General features: G+C 71.3%; 15 protein-coding genes. 9 read left to right on the plus strand and 6 right to left on the minus strand.

Annotated features, from left to right (window positions below):
- Positions 1-53: 53 nt before the first annotated feature.
- The 3 genes from JK363_RS12755 to JK363_RS12765 form a co-directional block, all read right to left on the minus strand.
- Positions 54-1,061 (minus strand): SMP-30/gluconolactonase/LRE family protein, encoded by a 1,008-nt coding sequence (locus JK363_RS12755; RefSeq protein ID WP_201874922.1) that lies wholly within the window; start codon positions 1,059-1,061, stop codon positions 54-56.
- Between the two features lie 76 nt (positions 1,062-1,137).
- On the minus strand, positions 1,138-1,374 hold the full coding sequence (locus JK363_RS12760; protein WP_201874924.1) for a hypothetical protein: 237 nt from the start codon (positions 1,372-1,374) through the stop codon (positions 1,138-1,140).
- A gap of 164 nt (positions 1,375-1,538) precedes the next feature.
- Positions 1,539-2,180: a hypothetical protein gene (locus tag JK363_RS12765; RefSeq protein WP_201874926.1), complete on the minus strand. Its 642-nt coding sequence runs from the start codon at positions 2,178-2,180 to the stop codon at positions 1,539-1,541.
- Positions 2,181-2,345: 165 nt separating this feature from the next.
- On the opposite strand from JK363_RS12765, the gene JK363_RS12770 reads away from it, so the two are divergent.
- Together JK363_RS12770 and JK363_RS12775 are read left to right on the plus strand one after the other, a co-directional pair.
- On the plus strand, positions 2,346-4,316 hold the full coding sequence (locus JK363_RS12770; protein WP_201874927.1) for an APC family permease: 1,971 nt from the start codon (positions 2,346-2,348) through the stop codon (positions 4,314-4,316).
- 91 nt (positions 4,317-4,407) lie between these two features.
- Complete coding sequence (locus JK363_RS12775) at positions 4,408-4,974, plus strand: hypothetical protein (RefSeq protein ID WP_307821702.1); 567 nt, start codon at positions 4,408-4,410, stop codon at positions 4,972-4,974.
- 62 nt (positions 4,975-5,036) lie between these two features.
- On the opposite strand, the gene JK363_RS12780 is transcribed toward JK363_RS12775, so the two are convergent.
- Entirely contained in the window at positions 5,037-6,374 is a 1,338-nt protein-coding gene (locus tag JK363_RS12780; RefSeq protein WP_201874929.1) for a radical SAM protein, read from the minus strand.
- A 210-nt stretch (positions 6,375-6,584) separates the two neighbouring features.
- On the opposite strand from JK363_RS12780, the gene JK363_RS12785 reads away from it, so the two are divergent.
- Genes JK363_RS12785 through JK363_RS12800 form a run of 4 tightly spaced genes read left to right on the plus strand, consistent with a single transcriptional unit; the run spans position 6,585 to position 11,373 of the window.
- Positions 6,585-7,637 carry an NAD(+)/NADH kinase gene (locus tag JK363_RS12785; RefSeq protein ID WP_201874931.1) on the plus strand — a complete coding sequence of 351 codons (1,053 nt, stop codon included), beginning with the start codon at positions 6,585-6,587 and terminating at the stop codon, positions 7,635-7,637.
- Between the two features lie 21 nt (positions 7,638-7,658).
- Complete coding sequence (locus tag JK363_RS12790) at positions 7,659-8,282, plus strand: 2Fe-2S iron-sulfur cluster-binding protein (protein ID WP_201874933.1); 624 nt, start codon at positions 7,659-7,661, stop codon at positions 8,280-8,282.
- The gene (locus tag JK363_RS12795; protein WP_201874936.1) at positions 8,279-9,277 is read left to right on the plus strand and encodes an FAD binding domain-containing protein; all 999 of its coding nucleotides are present in this window, start codon (positions 8,279-8,281) and stop codon (positions 9,275-9,277) included. The genes JK363_RS12790 and JK363_RS12795 overlap by 4 nt, the downstream gene beginning before the upstream one ends.
- Positions 9,274-11,373: a xanthine dehydrogenase family protein molybdopterin-binding subunit gene (locus JK363_RS12800; protein ID WP_201874938.1), complete on the plus strand. Its 2,100-nt coding sequence runs from the start codon at positions 9,274-9,276 to the stop codon at positions 11,371-11,373. The genes JK363_RS12795 and JK363_RS12800 overlap by 4 nt, the downstream gene beginning before the upstream one ends.
- A gap of 105 nt (positions 11,374-11,478) precedes the next feature.
- On the opposite strand, the gene JK363_RS12805 is transcribed toward JK363_RS12800, so the two are convergent.
- Positions 11,479-12,729, minus strand: coding sequence for a S1 family peptidase (locus tag JK363_RS12805; protein ID WP_201874941.1), 1,251 nt, complete (start codon positions 12,727-12,729; stop codon positions 11,479-11,481).
- A gap of 280 nt (positions 12,730-13,009) precedes the next feature.
- Between JK363_RS12805 and JK363_RS12810 the strand changes: the two genes are divergently transcribed.
- The 3 genes from JK363_RS12810 to JK363_RS12820 all read left to right on the plus strand — a co-directional run bounded on the left by JK363_RS12810 (position 13,010) and on the right by JK363_RS12820 (position 15,666).
- On the plus strand, positions 13,010-14,224 hold the full coding sequence (locus tag JK363_RS12810; RefSeq protein ID WP_201874943.1) for an MFS transporter: 1,215 nt from the start codon (positions 13,010-13,012) through the stop codon (positions 14,222-14,224).
- A 62-nt stretch (positions 14,225-14,286) separates the two neighbouring features.
- The gene (locus tag JK363_RS12815; protein ID WP_201874945.1) at positions 14,287-15,273 is read left to right on the plus strand and encodes an asparaginase; all 987 of its coding nucleotides are present in this window, start codon (positions 14,287-14,289) and stop codon (positions 15,271-15,273) included.
- Between the two features lie 153 nt (positions 15,274-15,426).
- A complete protein-coding gene (locus tag JK363_RS12820; RefSeq protein ID WP_201874947.1) occupies positions 15,427-15,666 on the plus strand; it encodes a hypothetical protein in 240 nt (79 codons plus the stop codon).
- 27 nt (positions 15,667-15,693) lie between these two features.
- Here the strand turns inward: JK363_RS12820 and JK363_RS12825 are convergent, their stop codons facing one another.
- The gene (locus JK363_RS12825; RefSeq protein WP_201874949.1) at positions 15,694-16,287 is read right to left on the minus strand and encodes a helix-turn-helix domain-containing protein; all 594 of its coding nucleotides are present in this window, start codon (positions 16,285-16,287) and stop codon (positions 15,694-15,696) included.
- Positions 16,288-16,356: the final 69 nt, after the last annotated feature.

The raw sequence follows: 16,356 nt of genomic DNA on the forward strand, positions 1-16,356 counted from the left end.
GAGCAGGAAGGGCGCGCGGCGACCACCGGGGCCGCGGTGCGGGTGGACGGCGGTTATGTGGACGCGATCGTGCCCTGAGCGCCGGACCCCGGACCGGGCTGGGGACCGGGCACCGGCGGGGAGCCCAGGTCGCATACCGCCACCCCCCGTTCCACCAGGCTCCCCAGCACCAGATGGCGGCCGGTGACACAGACGCTCGTGGCCATCCGGTACGGGGACCGGCGGTGCACCAGGTGGTGGGCCACCCGGCCGTCGGCGCCCACGGCAAGGATCCGTACCGTCGGCCGCGGGCCGGGGGCGAAGCGCCGCACCGCCCGCCACGCCGCCCTCCTGACGGCGGGTGAGGCCCGGTGCAACCAGTCCACGGCGGGCTCCCGCGGTCCGGCCAGGGCGACCCAGAACAGCCCGCCGGGGCCACGGGTGAGATTGTCCGGGAAGCCCGGCAGACCGCCGAGGAGGGTGTCCCGCCGCCCGGCCCGGGGACCGGTCAGCCACAGACGGCTGATCCGGTAGGCGCCGGTCTCCACCACGGCCACGAACGACTCGTCCTCGGCCAGCGCGACGCCGTTGGCGAACTGGAGTCCGTCCAGCAGCACCTCCGGGCGGCCGCCCGGAGTCAGCCGGAGCAACCGCCCGGTGCCCCGGTGCTCGAGGATGTCGCCGAGCCACGCCTCCAGGGCGTAACGGCGGCTGGAGACGGTGAAGTAGACGGTGCCGTCCGCCGCCACGGCCACATTGGAGCAAAAGCGGAGCGGTTCGCCGTCCACCTCGTCGGCCAGCACCCGTACCGCACCGTCGGCCGGGGAGACGGCCAGCAGTCCGCGGCGGGCGTCGCACACCAGCACCCCGCCGTCGGGGGAGGGGGCCAGTCCCAGCGGTCTGCCACCGGTGCGCGCGATCACCTCCGACCCGGCCCGGTCCCGCGCGGGGGACAGCGTGAGCCGCCGGACCGCCCCGTCCGCGGTCCCGGTCAGGATCCGGCCCTCGGTGTCGAGCGCCACATGCTCCGGCCCATGCGCCTCGGGGGCCAGCACCCGCGGATACGGCAGTGGTTCGGTCATCTCGCCTCCGGGATACCACAGCGGAGACGGCCCCCGCCGTCACGGGAGCCATCTCGGACGAAGGGGCGCCGCGGACTCACATGGTGTGGTGGTGGTGCCGGTGTTCGGGGTCCTCGACCACCGGTGTCGCCGTCGTCGGCGCGATCACACGCCGACGCTTGTAGACGCTGACGTACGCGGCCATCCCGATGACCCCGACGGCCATCAGGATCAGGCCCACCAACTGGACGTTGAAGCCATTGGCGTCCCAGTCCGTAGCGAAGGTGAGGATACCCCCCACCGCGATCATGAGTATGCAACCGCCCAAGCCCATGAGTAGTGCCTCCGTACACAAGTCGGCTGATCCGGGCTGCCGCGAAGCCGGGTACCCGTACCCGGCGGTGTCATTCCCCTGCGCCCGCACCAGCCGCCGCGACGCGAGGGCCGGATCGCTCCCCTCGGGAGCGATCCGGCCCATGGAGCGTTTCCGGCCAGGGGTCACCCGGTGGCGCCACCGGGTGAGGAGGGAACCGTGGGGAGCGCGGTGAACAGATCGAGACCCATCGCCGCGGCGATGAGCAGCCCGAGGATGCCGAGCAGCACGGCGCCCCAGGCCACCGCCGTGATCCACGGGGCGGCGGCCGAAGCCGAGGAGGTGTCCGGCGCCGAGGGGTGGCGGCGCGTCAGTACCACCGCGGCGATCACCACGGCGGCCAGCGCGAAGATCCCGTTGACCAGGGCGGCGGTGTGCCACGGGGTGCCGTACAACGCGGCGATCTGGTCTCCGGCCGAGCCGGACTGGGCCGCGATCTGCCCGGTCAGCTGCTTGCGCTCCTGCATCATCGTGCCGAGCCAGGTGCCGCTGACCGAGGCGAAGCCCAGGCCCGCGGCGACGACCGCGGCGGCGCCCGGGAGCACTCCGGGGGTGGCCGCCCGCGGCGCGGGCTGATCGTCCCGGTCATCCCCGGCGGGATCGTGGTCGGGGTGGTGGTCGTCCGTGGCGTGATCCCCGTCAGGGGATTCCGTGCGGTCCTCGACCGCCTCCGGGGCACCCTCCGCCGTCTTCTGCCCGGCGTCCTCGGGTGCATCCCCCGCCTTCACGGGGTCGGTCGAATGGTCGGTCCTGGTGGTGGTGTCCATGGGGCGGACCGTAGGGACCGAAGATGAGAGTCCGCTGAGAAAGCGATGTCATCCCAGCGCACCGGATCGACGGCGCCGACCGGGTGGAGACCGGCCGGTCCGCATACGCTGGCCGCAGCGTCTCACCGTTGGCCGAAAACCTTCGCTGGACGACAGGAGCACACCGTGGCCGGCCCCACCCACGACGGCGCCGTATCCGACGGCGGCCCGCGGCACCGCTTCCGCGCGTGGCTGCTGGAGGGGCTGACGGACATGGCCAGGCGCCAGCCCGGACCTCATGCCCAGCCGGAATCCGCGGACAAGGGACACCCCTGGTGGCGGGTGATGTGCCTGACCGGTCTCGACTACTTCTCCACACTGGGTTACCAGCCGGGTATCGCCGCGCTGGCGGCCGGACTGCTCTCCCCGCTGGCCACCGTGGTGCTGGTGGTGGTCACCCTGGTGGGCGCGCTGCCGGTCTACCGGCGGGTGGCCGAGGAGAGCCCGCACGGTCAGGGGTCGATCGCCATGCTGGAGCGGCTGCTCACGTTCTGGAAGGGCAAGCTGTTCGTCCTCACCCTGCTGGGCTTCGCCGCCACCGACTTCCTCATCACCATCACCCTCTCGGCCGCCGACGCCACCGCCCACCTGGTGGAGAACCCCCATCTCACCAGCGCCCTGCACGGCCATGAGGTGGCCGTCACACTGATCCTCGTCGGCATGCTGGGCGCGGTGTTCCTCAAGGGGTTCACCGAGGCCATCGGGATCGCGGTGGCCCTGGTCGGGGTGTATCTGCTGCTCAACGCCGTGGTGGTGGCGGTCGGACTGTGGCATGTGTTCACCGCCCCGCATGTCATCCCCGACTGGTCGAACGCCCTGACCGCCGAACGCGGCAGTCCGCTGGTGATGGTCGGGGTGGCCCTGATCATCTTCCCCAAGCTGGCGCTGGGCCTGTCCGGGTTCGAGACCGGCGTGGCCGTGATGCCGCATATCGAGGGCAAACCCGGGGACACCGAGGAACGCCCCACCGGGCGGATCCACGGCGCCCGGAAGCTGCTGACCACCGCCGCGGTGATCATGAGTGTCTTCCTGATCACCTCCAGCTTCATCACCACCCTGCTGATCCCGCAGAAGGCTTTCGAGGAGGGCGGCCCGGCCAACGGCCGCGCCCTGGCCTATCTCGCCCACGAGTACCTGGGATCGGCCTTCGGCAGCGTCTACGACGCCTCCACCATCGCCATCCTCTGGTTCGCCGGGGCCTCGGCCATGGCCGGGCTGCTCAACCTCATGCCCCGCTATCTGCCGCGCTACGGCATGGCTCCCCACTGGGCGCGCGCGGTCCGCCCGATGGTGCTGGTCTTCATCCTCGTCGCGTTCCTGGTCACCTGGATCTTCGAGGCGAACGTGGACGCCCAGGGCGGCGCCTATGCCACCGGTGTCCTGGTGCTCATCACCTCCGCCGCCATCGCCGTCACCATCGCCGCCCGGCGGGCCCGGCAGCGCGGCTGGAGCCTCGGCTTCGGGGTCATCTCGCTGGTCTTCCTGTACACCACGGCGGTCAACGTCATCGAGCGGCCCGACGGCGTCAAGATCGGCGCCTGTTTCATCGCAGGCATCATGGCCGTGTCCCTGCTCTCCCGTGTCGCCCGCGCCTTCGAACTGCGGGTGACCAGCGTGACCTTCGACGCCATGGCCGAGCGGTTCATCCGCGACATCGCCCACCGCAGGATCCGCTTCATCGCCAACAAGCCCGAACGCCGCGACCTGGCCGAGTACCGCGAGAAACAGCACCAGATCCGCACCGACAACGACATCCCGCCGGAGGAGGACATCATCTTCGTCGAGGTCACCGTCGCCGACCCGTCGGAGTTCGAGAGCGAGTTGCGGGTGTGCGGAGAGGTCGTGCACGGACGCTACCGGGTGCTCACCCTCCAGAGCGCCACCATCCCCAACGCACTGGCCGCCCTGGTGCTGCGGGTGCGGGACGAGACCGGACAGCGGCCGCACATCTACTTCGAGTGGACCGAGGGCAATCCGCTCGCCCACTTCCTGCGCTTCTTCCTCTTCGGGCAGGGCGAGGTCGCGCCTGTCACCCGCGAGGTGCTGCGGGAGGCCGAACCCGACCGCGCCCGCCGCCCCCATGTCCACGTCGGCTGAGCGTCAGCGTTCCGTCAAGGCCGGGCCGTCCGGCGTACGGAACGCGTCAGCACAACAGGCACCGGACCCCCGTTCGGCCTAGCGTGGAGACATGGGACGGGGAACGGAACGACCGGCCCCGGTGCCCGGCGGGCAGCGCGCCGGGCACCCGGTGTCCGCGCACTCCGACAGCGACCGCCGGTGGCGCGGGGACGCCCGGTGCGCGGCATACTGCGCGCTGACGTTCGTGGTGCTGACCACCCTCCTCGACTGGGGCTCGGGCGGGCTCACCGTCGGCCGTGCCGATCTGTGGGCGTTGATCGGCGCCGTGGTGTTCATGGTGCTCCGCCCGGCCCGGGTCACCGCCGGCGACGGCTGGCTCGCCGTCCGCGGACTGCTGTGCGAACGCCGGGTGCGCACCGACGCCCTGGTCTCGGTGATGGAGTACGGATCCATTTCCACCCGGCTGGTGCTGCGTGATGCGCACGGCCACGCGGTGGAGCTCGACCCCGATGTGCTGGTGGCCAATCCCCTGCTGTGGCACCGGCTGGACGCGGGCGCCCGCCGCTCCCGTCAGCGCGGCACCCTGCGGCACGGCGCCGCCGTACTCGACCGGCTGGGCGAGCGCATCGACGGCGGCACCGCCCGCGAGATCCTCAAGGCGTCCGGACTCGACTGAGACGCGCACCGTGCCACGCGGCGGGGGAGACCCGGTCGCGTGGCACGCGCTCTCCGCGTGGATCAGTGCGCCACCGGCTCCGTGTCCGGCTCCGCGGCGGGCAGACTGTCCATGAAGGAGCTCACCGAGAACACCGCCCGGCCCGGCCCCGGCGGACCGTAACCGGGAGGCGAGGTCAGCCCGAAGTCCTCCAGCGTCGCCCGGTAGGTCTCCAGCAGGCGGATGTGGTACTCCAGCGGGGCGCCCTGCGGATTGGCCTTGCCCAGTGGTGTGGTCGGCTCCGGACACCAGGTGGTGAAGCGGGGCACCACCCCGTGCGACATGAAGAACCGCAGTCCTTCGGCGGTCGATTCGATGGCCTCGCCCACCGAGGTGAAGCCGAAGGGCTCGGCCATCTCCACGCCCGCCACGAAGTTGGGGATCACATTGCGGGCGCCGAACACCTCGGTCGAGTCCAGGATGCGGCGGTGCCACTCGTCACGGCCGACGTAGCGTTCCTTGCCCGGGCAGTACAGCTCGAACAGACGCCGGTCCCACACCTCGAAGTTGGGGTGGTAGATCCGGACCCCGTAGTCGTGGAACCGCTGTACGTCCGCCTTGGGCAGCGCCTGCGCCACCACCTTGCCGATCCACCGGCCGGGGAAGCGCTCCTCGATGGCCTTCGCGTACCGGCCGTAGAAGTCGGCCTCGTCCCGGCCGCCCACCTGCGAGGTGATGGCGCCGCCGGTGAGCGTGTACGCCTGGGAGGTGCGGCCGGTGTCATGCCGGTCGATGATCTCCAGCGCCTCCAGCACCTCCTCGACCGGCTTCACCCCGGTGTACGGGCGCCCGGCCGCCTTGTGCTGACGCCAGTTGTGGTTGATGTCGCAGTACTGGCACTCCTCCTTGGCGCCGAAGTACTGGCACACCCGGAACACCGTCAGATAGACGAGGTAGCCCCACTGGATGGTCGGCGCCACCTCCATCACCGACTTGCCGTTCGCCAGCGTGTGGCGGTAGTAGTCCGGCATCGGCGGCAGACCCACGTCCGCGATCCGGCGGCCGTCCAGATACAGGCCCAGTGCCCCGTCCTCCCCGGCCCGCACCACATACGGCGACGCCGGATTGACCCGCACGGACACCACGGTGCGGCGCAGCTCGTAGGGCCCGCCGGTGAGCACGATCTCCTCGGGCGGCCGGTTGAGGGCCGCCGCGCCCAGCTCCGGCAGGGTGCGGTGGTCGAAGGAGAAGATGAAATACGACTTCGGCTTGACATCGCCGTCCTCGTTGCCACTCAGCGCCGACTCGTCGAAGGCCATGCCACCGCGCAACAGGTCCTCTTTGAGGACGGCTTCCCGGGGCACCTGGGGGAAGCGCTCCATCAGGTCCTCGACCAGCGCGGTACGTCCTCGGCTCTCCATCAACTGCACCATCCCTGACTCTGCCTGGCCTCGTCCGGTCCCAGTATCGACGTGGTGGTACCTGCGCAGGTCTCTGTACTCAACACCTTAGATCAGAACATCCGTTCACCTTCGGGAACCCCGGTGTGGCGTCGCGCACCCGGACAGTCGACCCCGCCCAGGACGCCGACCGGGGCGCGCTCCGCGGCGCCCCGCTCTACGGTGGAAGTCATGGCTGTCACCCGGCTCGGCCTGGTGATCCACCGGGCCCGACCCGCTGCCGTCGCGGCGGCCCGTGCCGCGAGTGCGTGGGCCGCCGCCCATGCCCTCCCCTGCACCGAGATCGACGTATGGCGCGGCGACCACCCACGGCGCAGCGCCCAGGAGGAGGCCGACGCGGCCGGGCACCCCGATCTGATCGTCACCTTCGGCGGCGACGGCACCTTTCTGCGCGGCGCCCGCATCGCCGCCAAGGACGGGGGCTCCGCGCTGGGGGTGAACGTCGGCCGGGTCGGCTTCCTCACCGAAATCACCCCCGACCAGGTGGAAACCGCGCTGGACACGGTGCACGCGGGCGGCGCCACGGTCGAGGAACGCATGCTGCTCACCCTGCGCGCCTCGCGGCTCCTGGAACTGCCCGTCGGCATGGAGGCGCTGCTGCGCTATGGCCGCGGCCCCGTCCTGCCACCACCGAAGGTCCGCCCCGGCAGCCCGGAGGAGGTCGGCTGGGGCGTCGCCCTCGATGTGGTCGCCGTCAACGATGTGGTCTTCGAGAAGCTGGCCCGTGACCGGCAGGCCAGCCTCGGGGTGTATGTGGCCGGTCAGTTGCTCGCGTCCTACTCGGCCGACGCGATCATCGTGGCCACGCCCACCGGCTCCACCGCCTACAGCTTCGCCGCGGGTGGCCCCGTCGTCTCCCCGTCCATGGACGCGCTGGTGTTCACCCCGGTGGCCCCGCACATCGCCTTCGACCGCACCGTCGTGGCCGCTGTCGACGAGGCCGTCGCCGTACGGGTGCTGCCCCATTCGGGGCGGGTGGCGGTGAGCATCGACGGCCAGTTGCGCGGTGTTCTGGAGCCGGGGGACTGGGTGGCGGCCTACCGGGCGCCGGACCGGCTGCGGCTGGTGCGGCTGGAGCCCATGGAGTTCTACCGGCGGCTGCGCGAACGCTTCCGGCTTGCCGACTCGCCCGCGGCCGACCCGGCCCCGCCGTTCTACCGCCCGCGCACCCCGGTCCCCGCCGACCTGGCTCATCTGCGGCTGCCCCCGCCACCCGAGGCATGACCGTGGGGCGGCCCGCTGGAGATGCGGGGCCCTCACCCCGGTGCCACGCTGAAGGGTGTGACAGCGCACACGTATCACACCGATCTCACCCTGCGTGTCAACGGTGCTGACCGGGCCCTCACGCTCGACAACCGGGTGACGCTGCTGGACGCCCTGCGCGAACACCTGGCGCTGACCGGGGCCAAGAAGGGCTGTGACCACGGGCAGTGCGGAGCCTGTACGGTCCTCGTCGACGGCGAGCGCGTCAACAGCTGTCTGGTGCTGGCGGTGGCGGCGGCCGGTCATGACATCACCACGATCGAGGGGATCGCCGCCCTGACGGCGACCGGTGAACTCCACCCGCTCCAGCAGGCGTTCCTCGATCACGACGGCTTCCAGTGCGGCTACTGCACACCCGGCCAGATCTGCTCGGCGATCGGCGCCCTCACCGAGGCCGCACGCGGCTGGCCCAGCCATGTCACCGAGGACGTGGCCGCCGGTGTCCCCGCGGCACAGCCCCTGGACACCGATGAGATCCGGGAGCGGATGAGCGGCAACCTCTGCCGCTGCGGCGCCTACCGGGGCATCGTGGACGCGATCCGTGAGGTCTCCGGGGGCAATGGCGGAAGGGCCACCCGCGCCACCGCACCGGGCGGTGCCCGATGAAACCCTTCGCCTACGAACGCGCCACCGCGCCCGAGGCCGCCGCCACACGTGTCACGGACACCGCCGACGCCATGTATCTGGCCGGTGGCACCAACCTGGTGGACCTGATGAAGCTGGGCGTGGCCGAACCCACCCTGCTCGTCGACATCACCGGTCTGCCGTACGACAGCATCGAGCACCGCGCCGACGGCAGCGTGCTGATCGGCTCGCTGGTCTCCAACAGTGTGCTCTCCGGCGACCGCGGTATCCGGAGGCGCTTCCCGGCGGTGGCCGAGGCGGTGCTCGCCGGAGCCTCCGGACAGTTGCGCACCAGAGCCACCACCGGCGGCAATCTGCTCCAGCGCACCCGCTGTGTGTACTTCCAGGACGTCACCAAGGCGTGCAACAAACGCGAGCCGGGGAGCGGGTGTTCGGCCCTCGAGGGCAGCCACCGCGACCTCGCCGTCCTGGGCACCTCCGACGCCTGCGTGGCCACGCACCCGTCCGACATGGCGGTGCCGATGGCCGCGCTCGACGCCGTCGTCCACCTCCGGCGCGCCGGAGGAGACACCCGCTCGGTGCCGCTGACCGACTTCTATCTGCTGCCCGGCGACACTCCGGAGCGGGAGACCGTGCTCGAAGCCGGGGAGCTGATCACCGGTGTGGAGCTGCCACCGCCACCCGCGGGGGCCGCCATGTGCTACCGCAAGGTCCGCGACCGCTGGTCCTACGCCTTCGCCCTGGTATCCGTCGCCGCCGTGGCCGCCACCGGGCCCGACGGCACGCTGAGCGAGATCCGGCTGGCACTCGGCGGAGTGGCGCCGCTGCCCTGGCGGGCCCGCCGGGCCGAGGAGCAGCTCGCCGGCCGCCGTCCGACCGAGGAGGCGCTGCGCTCGGCGGCCCGGGCCGAGTTCGCGTCGGCGCGCCCGCTGCCGAGGAACGCGTTCAAGATCGACCTCGCGGTGGACCTCATCACCGCCACCGTGCTGGAGCTCGTCGGAGGGGAAGGGCGATGACCACGCTCGAAAGGTCCGTGGGCGCCGACGTGACCCGGATCGAGGGACGCGACAAGGTCACCGGCGCCGCGCTCTACGCGTACGAATACCCGGTACGGGACGCCCTCTACGCCTGGGCGGTGCAGTCCACCGTGGCCCGCGGCCGGGTGCGCGGTGTCGACGGCGGCGGGGCGCTGGCGCTGCCCGGTGTGGTGGCCGTACTCGACAGCGGGAACGTGCAGCGGCTGCACCCCACCGAGGACCCCGAACTCTCCGTGCTCCAGTCCACCGACATCGCCTACCGCGGCCAGATCGTGGCGGCCGTGGTCGCGGACACCTACGAGACGGCATGCCAGGCCGCGGCGGCGGTGCGCGTGGAGTACGAGGAGAACGGCCACGACGTCGAACTGCGCGACGACGATCCGAACGCCTTCGTCCCGGACACGGTCAACGCGGGCTACCCCGGGCTGCGGGAGAGCGGCGATGTGGACACCGCCTTCGCCACCGCGCCGGTCACCGTCGACGCCACGTACACCACACCCCCCGAACACGCCGCCCCGATGGAGCCCCACGCCACCATCGCGGTCTGGGACGGTGACGCGCTCACCCTCTACAACGGCGACCAGGGACCCTGGATGACGGCCGAGGCGCTCGCCGAGCTGTTCGGCCTGCCCCGGGGCAGCGTACGGATCGTGGCCGACCACGTCGGCGGTGGCTTCGGCTCCAAGGCGGTGCCCCGGCCGCCCACGGTGCTCGCCGCGCTGGCCGCCCGCGCCGTGGGCCGCCCGGTGAAACTGGCGGTGACCCGGCAGCAGATGTTCAGCATGGTGTCGTACCGGACGCCCACCGTGCAGCGCGTCAGACTCGCCGCCGAGCGGGACGGCCGTCTCACCGCCATCTCGCACAACGCGCTCCAGCAGAGCTCCCGGCTCACCGAGTACTGCGAGCAGACCGTGGCCGCCACCCGCATCATGTACGCCGCGCCCCACCGCCGCACCATCCACCGGCTGGCTCAGCTGGACGTACCCACCCCCTCCTGGGTGCGCGCCCCCGGTGAGGCACCGGGGATGTTCGCGCTGGAGAGCGCGATGGACGAGCTGGCGGATGCGCTGGGCATGGACCCGGTGCGGCTCAGGGTGGTCAATGAACCCGCCGTGGATCCCGAGTCCGGACGCCCGTTCAGCAGCCGCAATCTGGTGGCGTGTCTGCGCGAGGGTGCGGCCCGCTTCGGCTGGGAGGGACGTGACCCGGTGCCCGGCCGCCGCCGGGACGGGCGATGGCTGCTGGGCAGCGGAGTGGCGGCGGGCAACTACCCCGTCTACACCATGCCCGCCACCGCGACCGCCCGTGCCGAACCCGACGGGAGCTTTGTGGTGCGGATCGCCGCGGCGGACATCGGCACCGGCGCGCGCACCATGCTGACCCAGGTGGCCGCCGATGAACTCGGCGTGGCACTGGACCGGGTCACCCTGGACATCGGCCGCAGTGTCTACGGCAACGCCCCGATGGCGGGCGGCTCCATGGGCACCAGTTCCTGGGGGTGGGCGGTCAGCAAGGTGTGCCGGGCGCTCGCCGAACGGCTCGATGAGACCTCCGGCGCCGTTCCGCCCGAGGGACTGGAGCTGAGCGCGGACACCACCGAGGACGTCCAGGCGCAGAAGAAGCTCGCCCGTTGCTCGTTCGGCGCCCAGTTCGCCGCGGTACGGGTCGACGCCGTCACCGGCCAGGTGCGGGTCGACCGGCTGCTCGGGGTGTTCACGGCCGGACGGATCATCAACCCCCGCACCGCACGGTCCCAGTTGCGCGGCGGAATGTGCATGGGATTGTCCATGGCACTGCACGAGATGCTCGACGTGGACCCGCACTACGGCGACTTCGCCAATCACGACTTCGCGACCTACCACGTGGCGGCGAACGCCGATGTGCGCGATGTCGAGGCGTACTGCCTCGAGGAGGAGGACGGCGAACTCAACCCGCTGGGCACCAAGGGCGTCGGTGAACTGGGGATCGTCGGTACGGCCGCGGCGGTGGCCAACGCCGTGCACCATGCCACGGGCGTCCGGGTCCGCGATCTGCCGATCACCCTGGAGCGAGTGCGGGCGGGGCTGCGCAACTGACCGTGGCCCGACCGGTGTTCCGCGGCGGAACGAGTGGTGGGCCGATGTCATCCGGGTGTCCCGCGGTGACGGCGCGGGACACCCGGTGTGTCCGGGGTACGGAGATCAGCCCTTGTCGCCCGCGCCGCCCTGCTTCTTACCCTTACCAGCCGCGCCACCGTTACCGGCCGCGCCGCCCTGATCGTCCGCCGCACCACCGCCGTTGCCGGCCGCTCCGCCGCCGTCGCCTCCGGCAGCGCCGCCGTCGTCACCGATGGTGGCGCCGACCGCCTTCAGCGCGGTCGTCACCGGCTGGAAGAAGGTCTCCCCACCGGAGGTGCAGTCGCCGCTGCCGCCCGAGGTCAGACCGATGGCGCTGCCGTCCTGGCTGAACAGGGGGCCGCCGCTGTCGCCGGGCTCGGCGCACACATCGGTCTGGATGAGCCCGCTGACCGTGCCCTCCGGGTAGTTGACGGTGGCGTCCAGACCGGTGACCGAGCCGTCGTTGAGGCCGGTGGTGCTGCCCATCCGGGTCACCTTCTGACCCACCGTGGCGTCGGCCGCCTTGGCGATGTTCACCGTGTTGCCGTCACCGGTGTTGACCGTGCTGGGGGCCTCGGTGTTGGGGTCGTCGTAGGTGACGAGCGCGAAGTCGCCGTCACCGGGGAAGGTGGCGTCCTGCACGGTGCCGATCGGGGCACCGTTCTGGGAGTCCGACCACTCCTTGGCGGCGACACCGCAGTGTCCGGCGGTGATGAAACCGGGCGCGCCACTGTCCGTGGTGACGTTGAACCCGAGCGAACACCGCGACCCGCCGCCGAAGATGGCGTCACCGCCCTCGGCGAACGGCTTGAACGTGCCTTGGGACTTCTTGATGGTGGCCACGCCCTTGCCCAGCGAGTTGACGGTGGACTCGAGCGTGTCCCACTTCCCGCCGGTGACGGTGCGGTCCGCGGTGACCCGGATCTCGTTGGTCTGGGGATCGACGGACCACGCCGTGCCGGGAATGGTCGCCTTCGTCTTCAGCGTCTTCGCCGCGGACTCGAGGTCGGCGGTGCTGTTCTTGACGCTTCTGGCCACCGCCCCGGCCTTCTTGACCTCCACGTCCACATCGTTGCCGTCCCCGACGACATTCACGATGACCTGCTGCTTGTCCTTGTCGTAGTAGGCCCCGGCGAACGCCTCGCCCAGCGTGGACGCCAGTTGCGAGGCGATGTCCGCCGCGGATGCCGCGTTCACCTTCTTGGGCTGGAGGTCGGTCTTGTCGCCGTCCTGGGAGGCGTTGGCGTTCGGCAGCAGGATCGCCGCCGCGACGACGGCGGCCGCACCGGCCCCCGCGAAGACAACCTTGCGCTTCGGTACGCGTTTATGGCTCAACTCATGACCTCCAGTCAGGGGGGCACCGAGTTCGCTCGCCCGCAACGGACGAGGCTCGACCCGGCAGTTGATACGCGCGGTGCGCGAGTTGCGTTCAGAGTGACGTTGGCCGGGCTTCCGGCGGCGTCCCCGGAACCGCCGCGACCAAGCGGTTTCCCGCAGCGGATCGCGACCGGACGATACGCAGCGTGAGCAATATGGCGCGCTTGCAATTAATTTTCCATGCAAGTATTGTCGGCGCGCATAAGACGCGGATGCCCTCGCTTGGAGTGAACCCCCTATGCCCCTCGCCCTGCTGGCCCTGGCCATCGGAGCCTTCGGGATCGGAACCACCGAGTTCGTGATCATGGGCTTGCTGCCCGAGGTCGCCGGTGACTTCGGTGTCTCCATCCCCACCGCCGGCTTCCTGGTGACCGGCTATGCACTCGGTGTCATGACCGGTGCGCCGCTGATGACCGCACTCGGCACGAAGATCTCCCGCAAGCGCATGCTGATGCTGCTGATGGGCCTGTTCATCCTGGGCAATGTGGTCTCGGCCGCCGCCCCGGCCTTCGGTGTGATGGTCACCGGGCGGATCGTCGCCTCCTTCGCCCACGGCGCGTTCTTCGGCATCGGATCGGTCGTCGCGGCCGACCTGGTCGCCCCCGAGAAGAAGGCCGGAGCCATCTCGATGATGTTCACCGGTCTGACCGTCGCCAATGTCGTCGGCGTACCCCTCGGCACCTCCATCGGCCAGTCGCTGGGCTGGCGGACCACCTTCTACCTCGTCGCCGCCCTCGGTGTGATCGGCCTCGCGGGCATTGCCAAGCTGGTCCCCGAGGTCCCCAGGCCGGAGGGTGTGCGCCTCCGCCACGAGCTGGCCGCCTTCCGCAATGTGCAGGTGCTGCTCGCCATGGCGATGACGGTGCTGGGCTTCGGCGGTGTCTTCGCCGCGATCACCTACATCGCGCCGATGATGACCGAGGTCGCCGGATTCGCCGACTCCTCCGTCACCTGGCTGCTGGTCCTCTTCGGCCTCGGCATGGTCGGCGGCAACCTGGCCGGGGGCAGGTTCGCCGACCGTGCCCTGATGCCGATGCTGTATGTCTCGCTGGGTGCCCTGGCCCTGGTCCTGGGGCTGTTCACGGTCACCGCGCACCACAAGTTCGCGGCCGCGATCACCATCGCCCTGGTCGGCGCGCTCGGCTTCGCCACCGTCCCCCCGCTCCAGAAGCGGGTGCTGGACCAGGCGGCGGGCGCCCCCACCCTCGCCTCCGCCGTCAACATCGGCGCCTTCAACCTGGGCAACGCGCTCTCGGCCTGGCTCGGCGGGCTGGTGATCTCCGCCGGGCTCGGCTACACCGCCCCGAACTGGGTCGGCGCCGCCCTCGCCGCCGCCGCACTGGCGCTCGCGGTGCTCGCCGGTGCCCTGGAGCGCCGTAAGGCCCACCACCTCGCCCCGGCCGTGTCCGGTGCCGTCCCCGAGCCGGTCCGTGTACCCGCCGGACACCGCTGACGGGGCCGTCCGCGCCGCCGCCGCTCTTCCCCGCACCCGCCGTTTCCTGATGTAGTCGGCGGATGAGCATCGCATTGTTCACCCTCGGGGGCACCATCGCCATGGCCGGACAGAGTGGCAGCGGTGTGGTGGCCCGGCTGACCGGCGCCGACCTCACCGCCGCGGTGCCCGGCCTCGCCGAACTCGGTGTTCCGCTGGAGATACGGGATACCCATGCCGTGCCCAGTGCGCATCTGACGTTCCCGCAGCTGTTCTCGGTGGTCGAGGCCGCCTCGGGTGCGGTGGCCGAGGGGGCGGAGGGTGTGGTGGTCACCCAGGGCACGGACACCCTGGAGGAGACGGCCTGGCTCGCCGATCTGGTGTGGGCCCATGACGCACCGCTGGTGTTCACCGGCGCCATGCGCAATCCGACCCTCGCGGGAGCGGACGGCCCGGCCAATCTGCTCGCTGCCGCCCGTGTCGCCGCCGCGCCCGGGGCCCGTGGCCTGGGGGCGCTGGTCGTCTTCAACGACGAGATCCACGCGGCGCGTTGGGTGCGCAAGACCCACAGCACCAGTACGGCCACCTTCGCCTCCCCGAACACCGGCCCGGTCGGCCATGTCATCGAGGGCCGGGTCCGTCTGCTCACCAGGCCACCGCGGCACGCCCCCTGGCCGGTCCCGTCCGGGGCGGCGGTTGGCGAGACCGCCCGGGTGGCGCTGTACACCGTGTCGCTCGACGACGACGGTGTGCTGCTCGACGGGCTCGCCGAGACCCACCACGGCCTGGTCGTCGCGGGGTTCGGCGTCGGTCACGTACCGGGCACCCTCGCACCGGTGCTCGGCGCCCTGGCCGAGCGCATCCCCGTGGTGCTGACCTCGCGGTCCGGCAGCGGTTCGGTCCTGCGCAACACCTACGGCGCGGTCGGTTCCGAGATCGATCTGCGGCGACGCGGACTGATCGACGGCGGACTGCTCGATCCGTACAAGGCACGGGTGCTGCTCCGGCTGCTGCTGGCCTCGGGTGCGGACCGGGACGCCATCACCGCCGCCTTCGCCCAACACGGCTGAGTCTTGCCAAGGAGCGGTCGGGCCTTCGCCACCGGGATGCCGCTCCGGACGGGGTACGCGACCATGTGCGGGGGCGCGGCCGTGCATCGGTGCGGATGCGCTGGGTACGGGGGTGATATGCCCTTGCACATGCCGAGGAGAGGAGCGGCACCAATGAACCAGGACCGTCGACGCGAAGAGCCCGGAGAGGACGGCCGCGCCATTCCGCGGGACCTGCCCGACCAGCAGGCCCAGGACGGACCCGATCCGCTGGACGTGGAGGGCGCGGACCCGGCGCCGGACCACGCCGAGGACGTCCCCGACCTGGACGAGTCCGGCACCGGACGCCGGGGGAAGCCGCAGACCGGAAGTGTCCACCCCGAACAGCCCGTCCCCGACGAACCCTCGGGCTGAGCACCCGCATTCCGGTGGCGGTGCGCGTCAGCTGGCGGAGGGGCGGGCCCGGACATGCATCCGCTCGCCCTGCGCCCCGAACAGGGAGAGGAATTCCACCGGCTGGTCTCCCGCGTTGCCGAAGCCGTGTGGTGTCCGGGTATCGAACTCGGCGGCCTCGCCCGAGGTGAGCACGAGATCATGCTCGCCCAGCGCCAGCCACAGCCGCCCGGAGAGCACATACAGCCACTCATAGCCCTCGTGCACCCGCTGCTCGGGGCGGCCGCGCTCGGCGGGCGGCCGGGGCGGGAGAATGAGCTTGTAGGCGTTCAGCCCGCCCAGATAGCGGGTGAGCGGCACAAACGTCTGGCCGTTCCGGGTGAAGGGCCGGGGATGGACCCGAGGATCGCCGGTGGCGGGCGCGCCGACCAGCTCGTCCAGCGGCACACCGTACGCCTTGGCCAGTGGCAGCAGCAGCTCCAGGGTCGGTTTGCGCTGCCCTGACTCCAGCCGCGAGAGGGTGCTCAGCGAGATCCCGGTGGTCTCGCTGAGCCGCGCCAGGGTGAAGTCACGTGTCCGCCGCAGCGCACGCAGCCGGGGTCCCACGGAGGTCAGCACATCGGCGAGGTCGTCGTCAGCCATACCGTCCATTTGCCGCCTCGGCAAAGACGTTTGTCAAGCGGTCGCCGTGGCGCGCACGCTCCTTCCACG

Source organism: Streptomyces coffeae (assembly GCF_016741875.1).
In the GTDB taxonomy this organism is placed as follows: domain Bacteria; phylum Actinomycetota; class Actinomycetes; order Streptomycetales; family Streptomycetaceae; genus Streptomyces; species Streptomyces coffeae.

Excerpts from the sequence above, each read along its gene's own strand:
- JK363_RS12800 (WP_201874938.1), top strand. The coding sequence starts at position 9,274 with ATGACCACGCTCGAAAGGTCCGTGGGCGCCGACGTGACCCGGATCGAG.
- JK363_RS12755 (WP_201874922.1), bottom strand. The coding sequence starts at position 1,061 with ATGACCGAACCACTGCCGTATCCGCGGGTGCTGGCCCCCGAGGCGCAT.
- JK363_RS12825 (WP_201874949.1), bottom strand. The coding sequence starts at position 16,287 with ATGGCTGACGACGACCTCGCCGATGTGCTGACCTCCGTGGGACCCCGG.
- JK363_RS12790 (WP_201874933.1), top strand. The coding sequence starts at position 7,659 with ATGCGGGGCCCTCACCCCGGTGCCACGCTGAAGGGTGTGACAGCGCAC.
- JK363_RS12780 (WP_201874929.1), bottom strand. The coding sequence starts at position 6,374 with ATGGAGAGCCGAGGACGTACCGCGCTGGTCGAGGACCTGATGGAGCGC.
- JK363_RS12785 (WP_201874931.1), top strand. The coding sequence starts at position 6,585 with ATGGCTGTCACCCGGCTCGGCCTGGTGATCCACCGGGCCCGACCCGCT.
- JK363_RS12775 (WP_307821702.1), top strand. The coding sequence starts at position 4,408 with ATGGGACGGGGAACGGAACGACCGGCCCCGGTGCCCGGCGGGCAGCGC.
- JK363_RS12820 (WP_201874947.1), top strand. The coding sequence starts at position 15,427 with ATGAACCAGGACCGTCGACGCGAAGAGCCCGGAGAGGACGGCCGCGCC.
- JK363_RS12810 (WP_201874943.1), top strand. The coding sequence starts at position 13,010 with ATGCCCCTCGCCCTGCTGGCCCTGGCCATCGGAGCCTTCGGGATCGGA.
- JK363_RS12795 (WP_201874936.1), top strand. The coding sequence starts at position 8,279 with ATGAAACCCTTCGCCTACGAACGCGCCACCGCGCCCGAGGCCGCCGCC.
- JK363_RS12760 (WP_201874924.1), bottom strand. The coding sequence starts at position 1,374 with ATGGGCTTGGGCGGTTGCATACTCATGATCGCGGTGGGGGGTATCCTC.
- JK363_RS12815 (WP_201874945.1), top strand. The coding sequence starts at position 14,287 with ATGAGCATCGCATTGTTCACCCTCGGGGGCACCATCGCCATGGCCGGA.
- JK363_RS12765 (WP_201874926.1), bottom strand. The coding sequence starts at position 2,180 with ATGGACACCACCACCAGGACCGACCATTCGACCGACCCCGTGAAGGCG.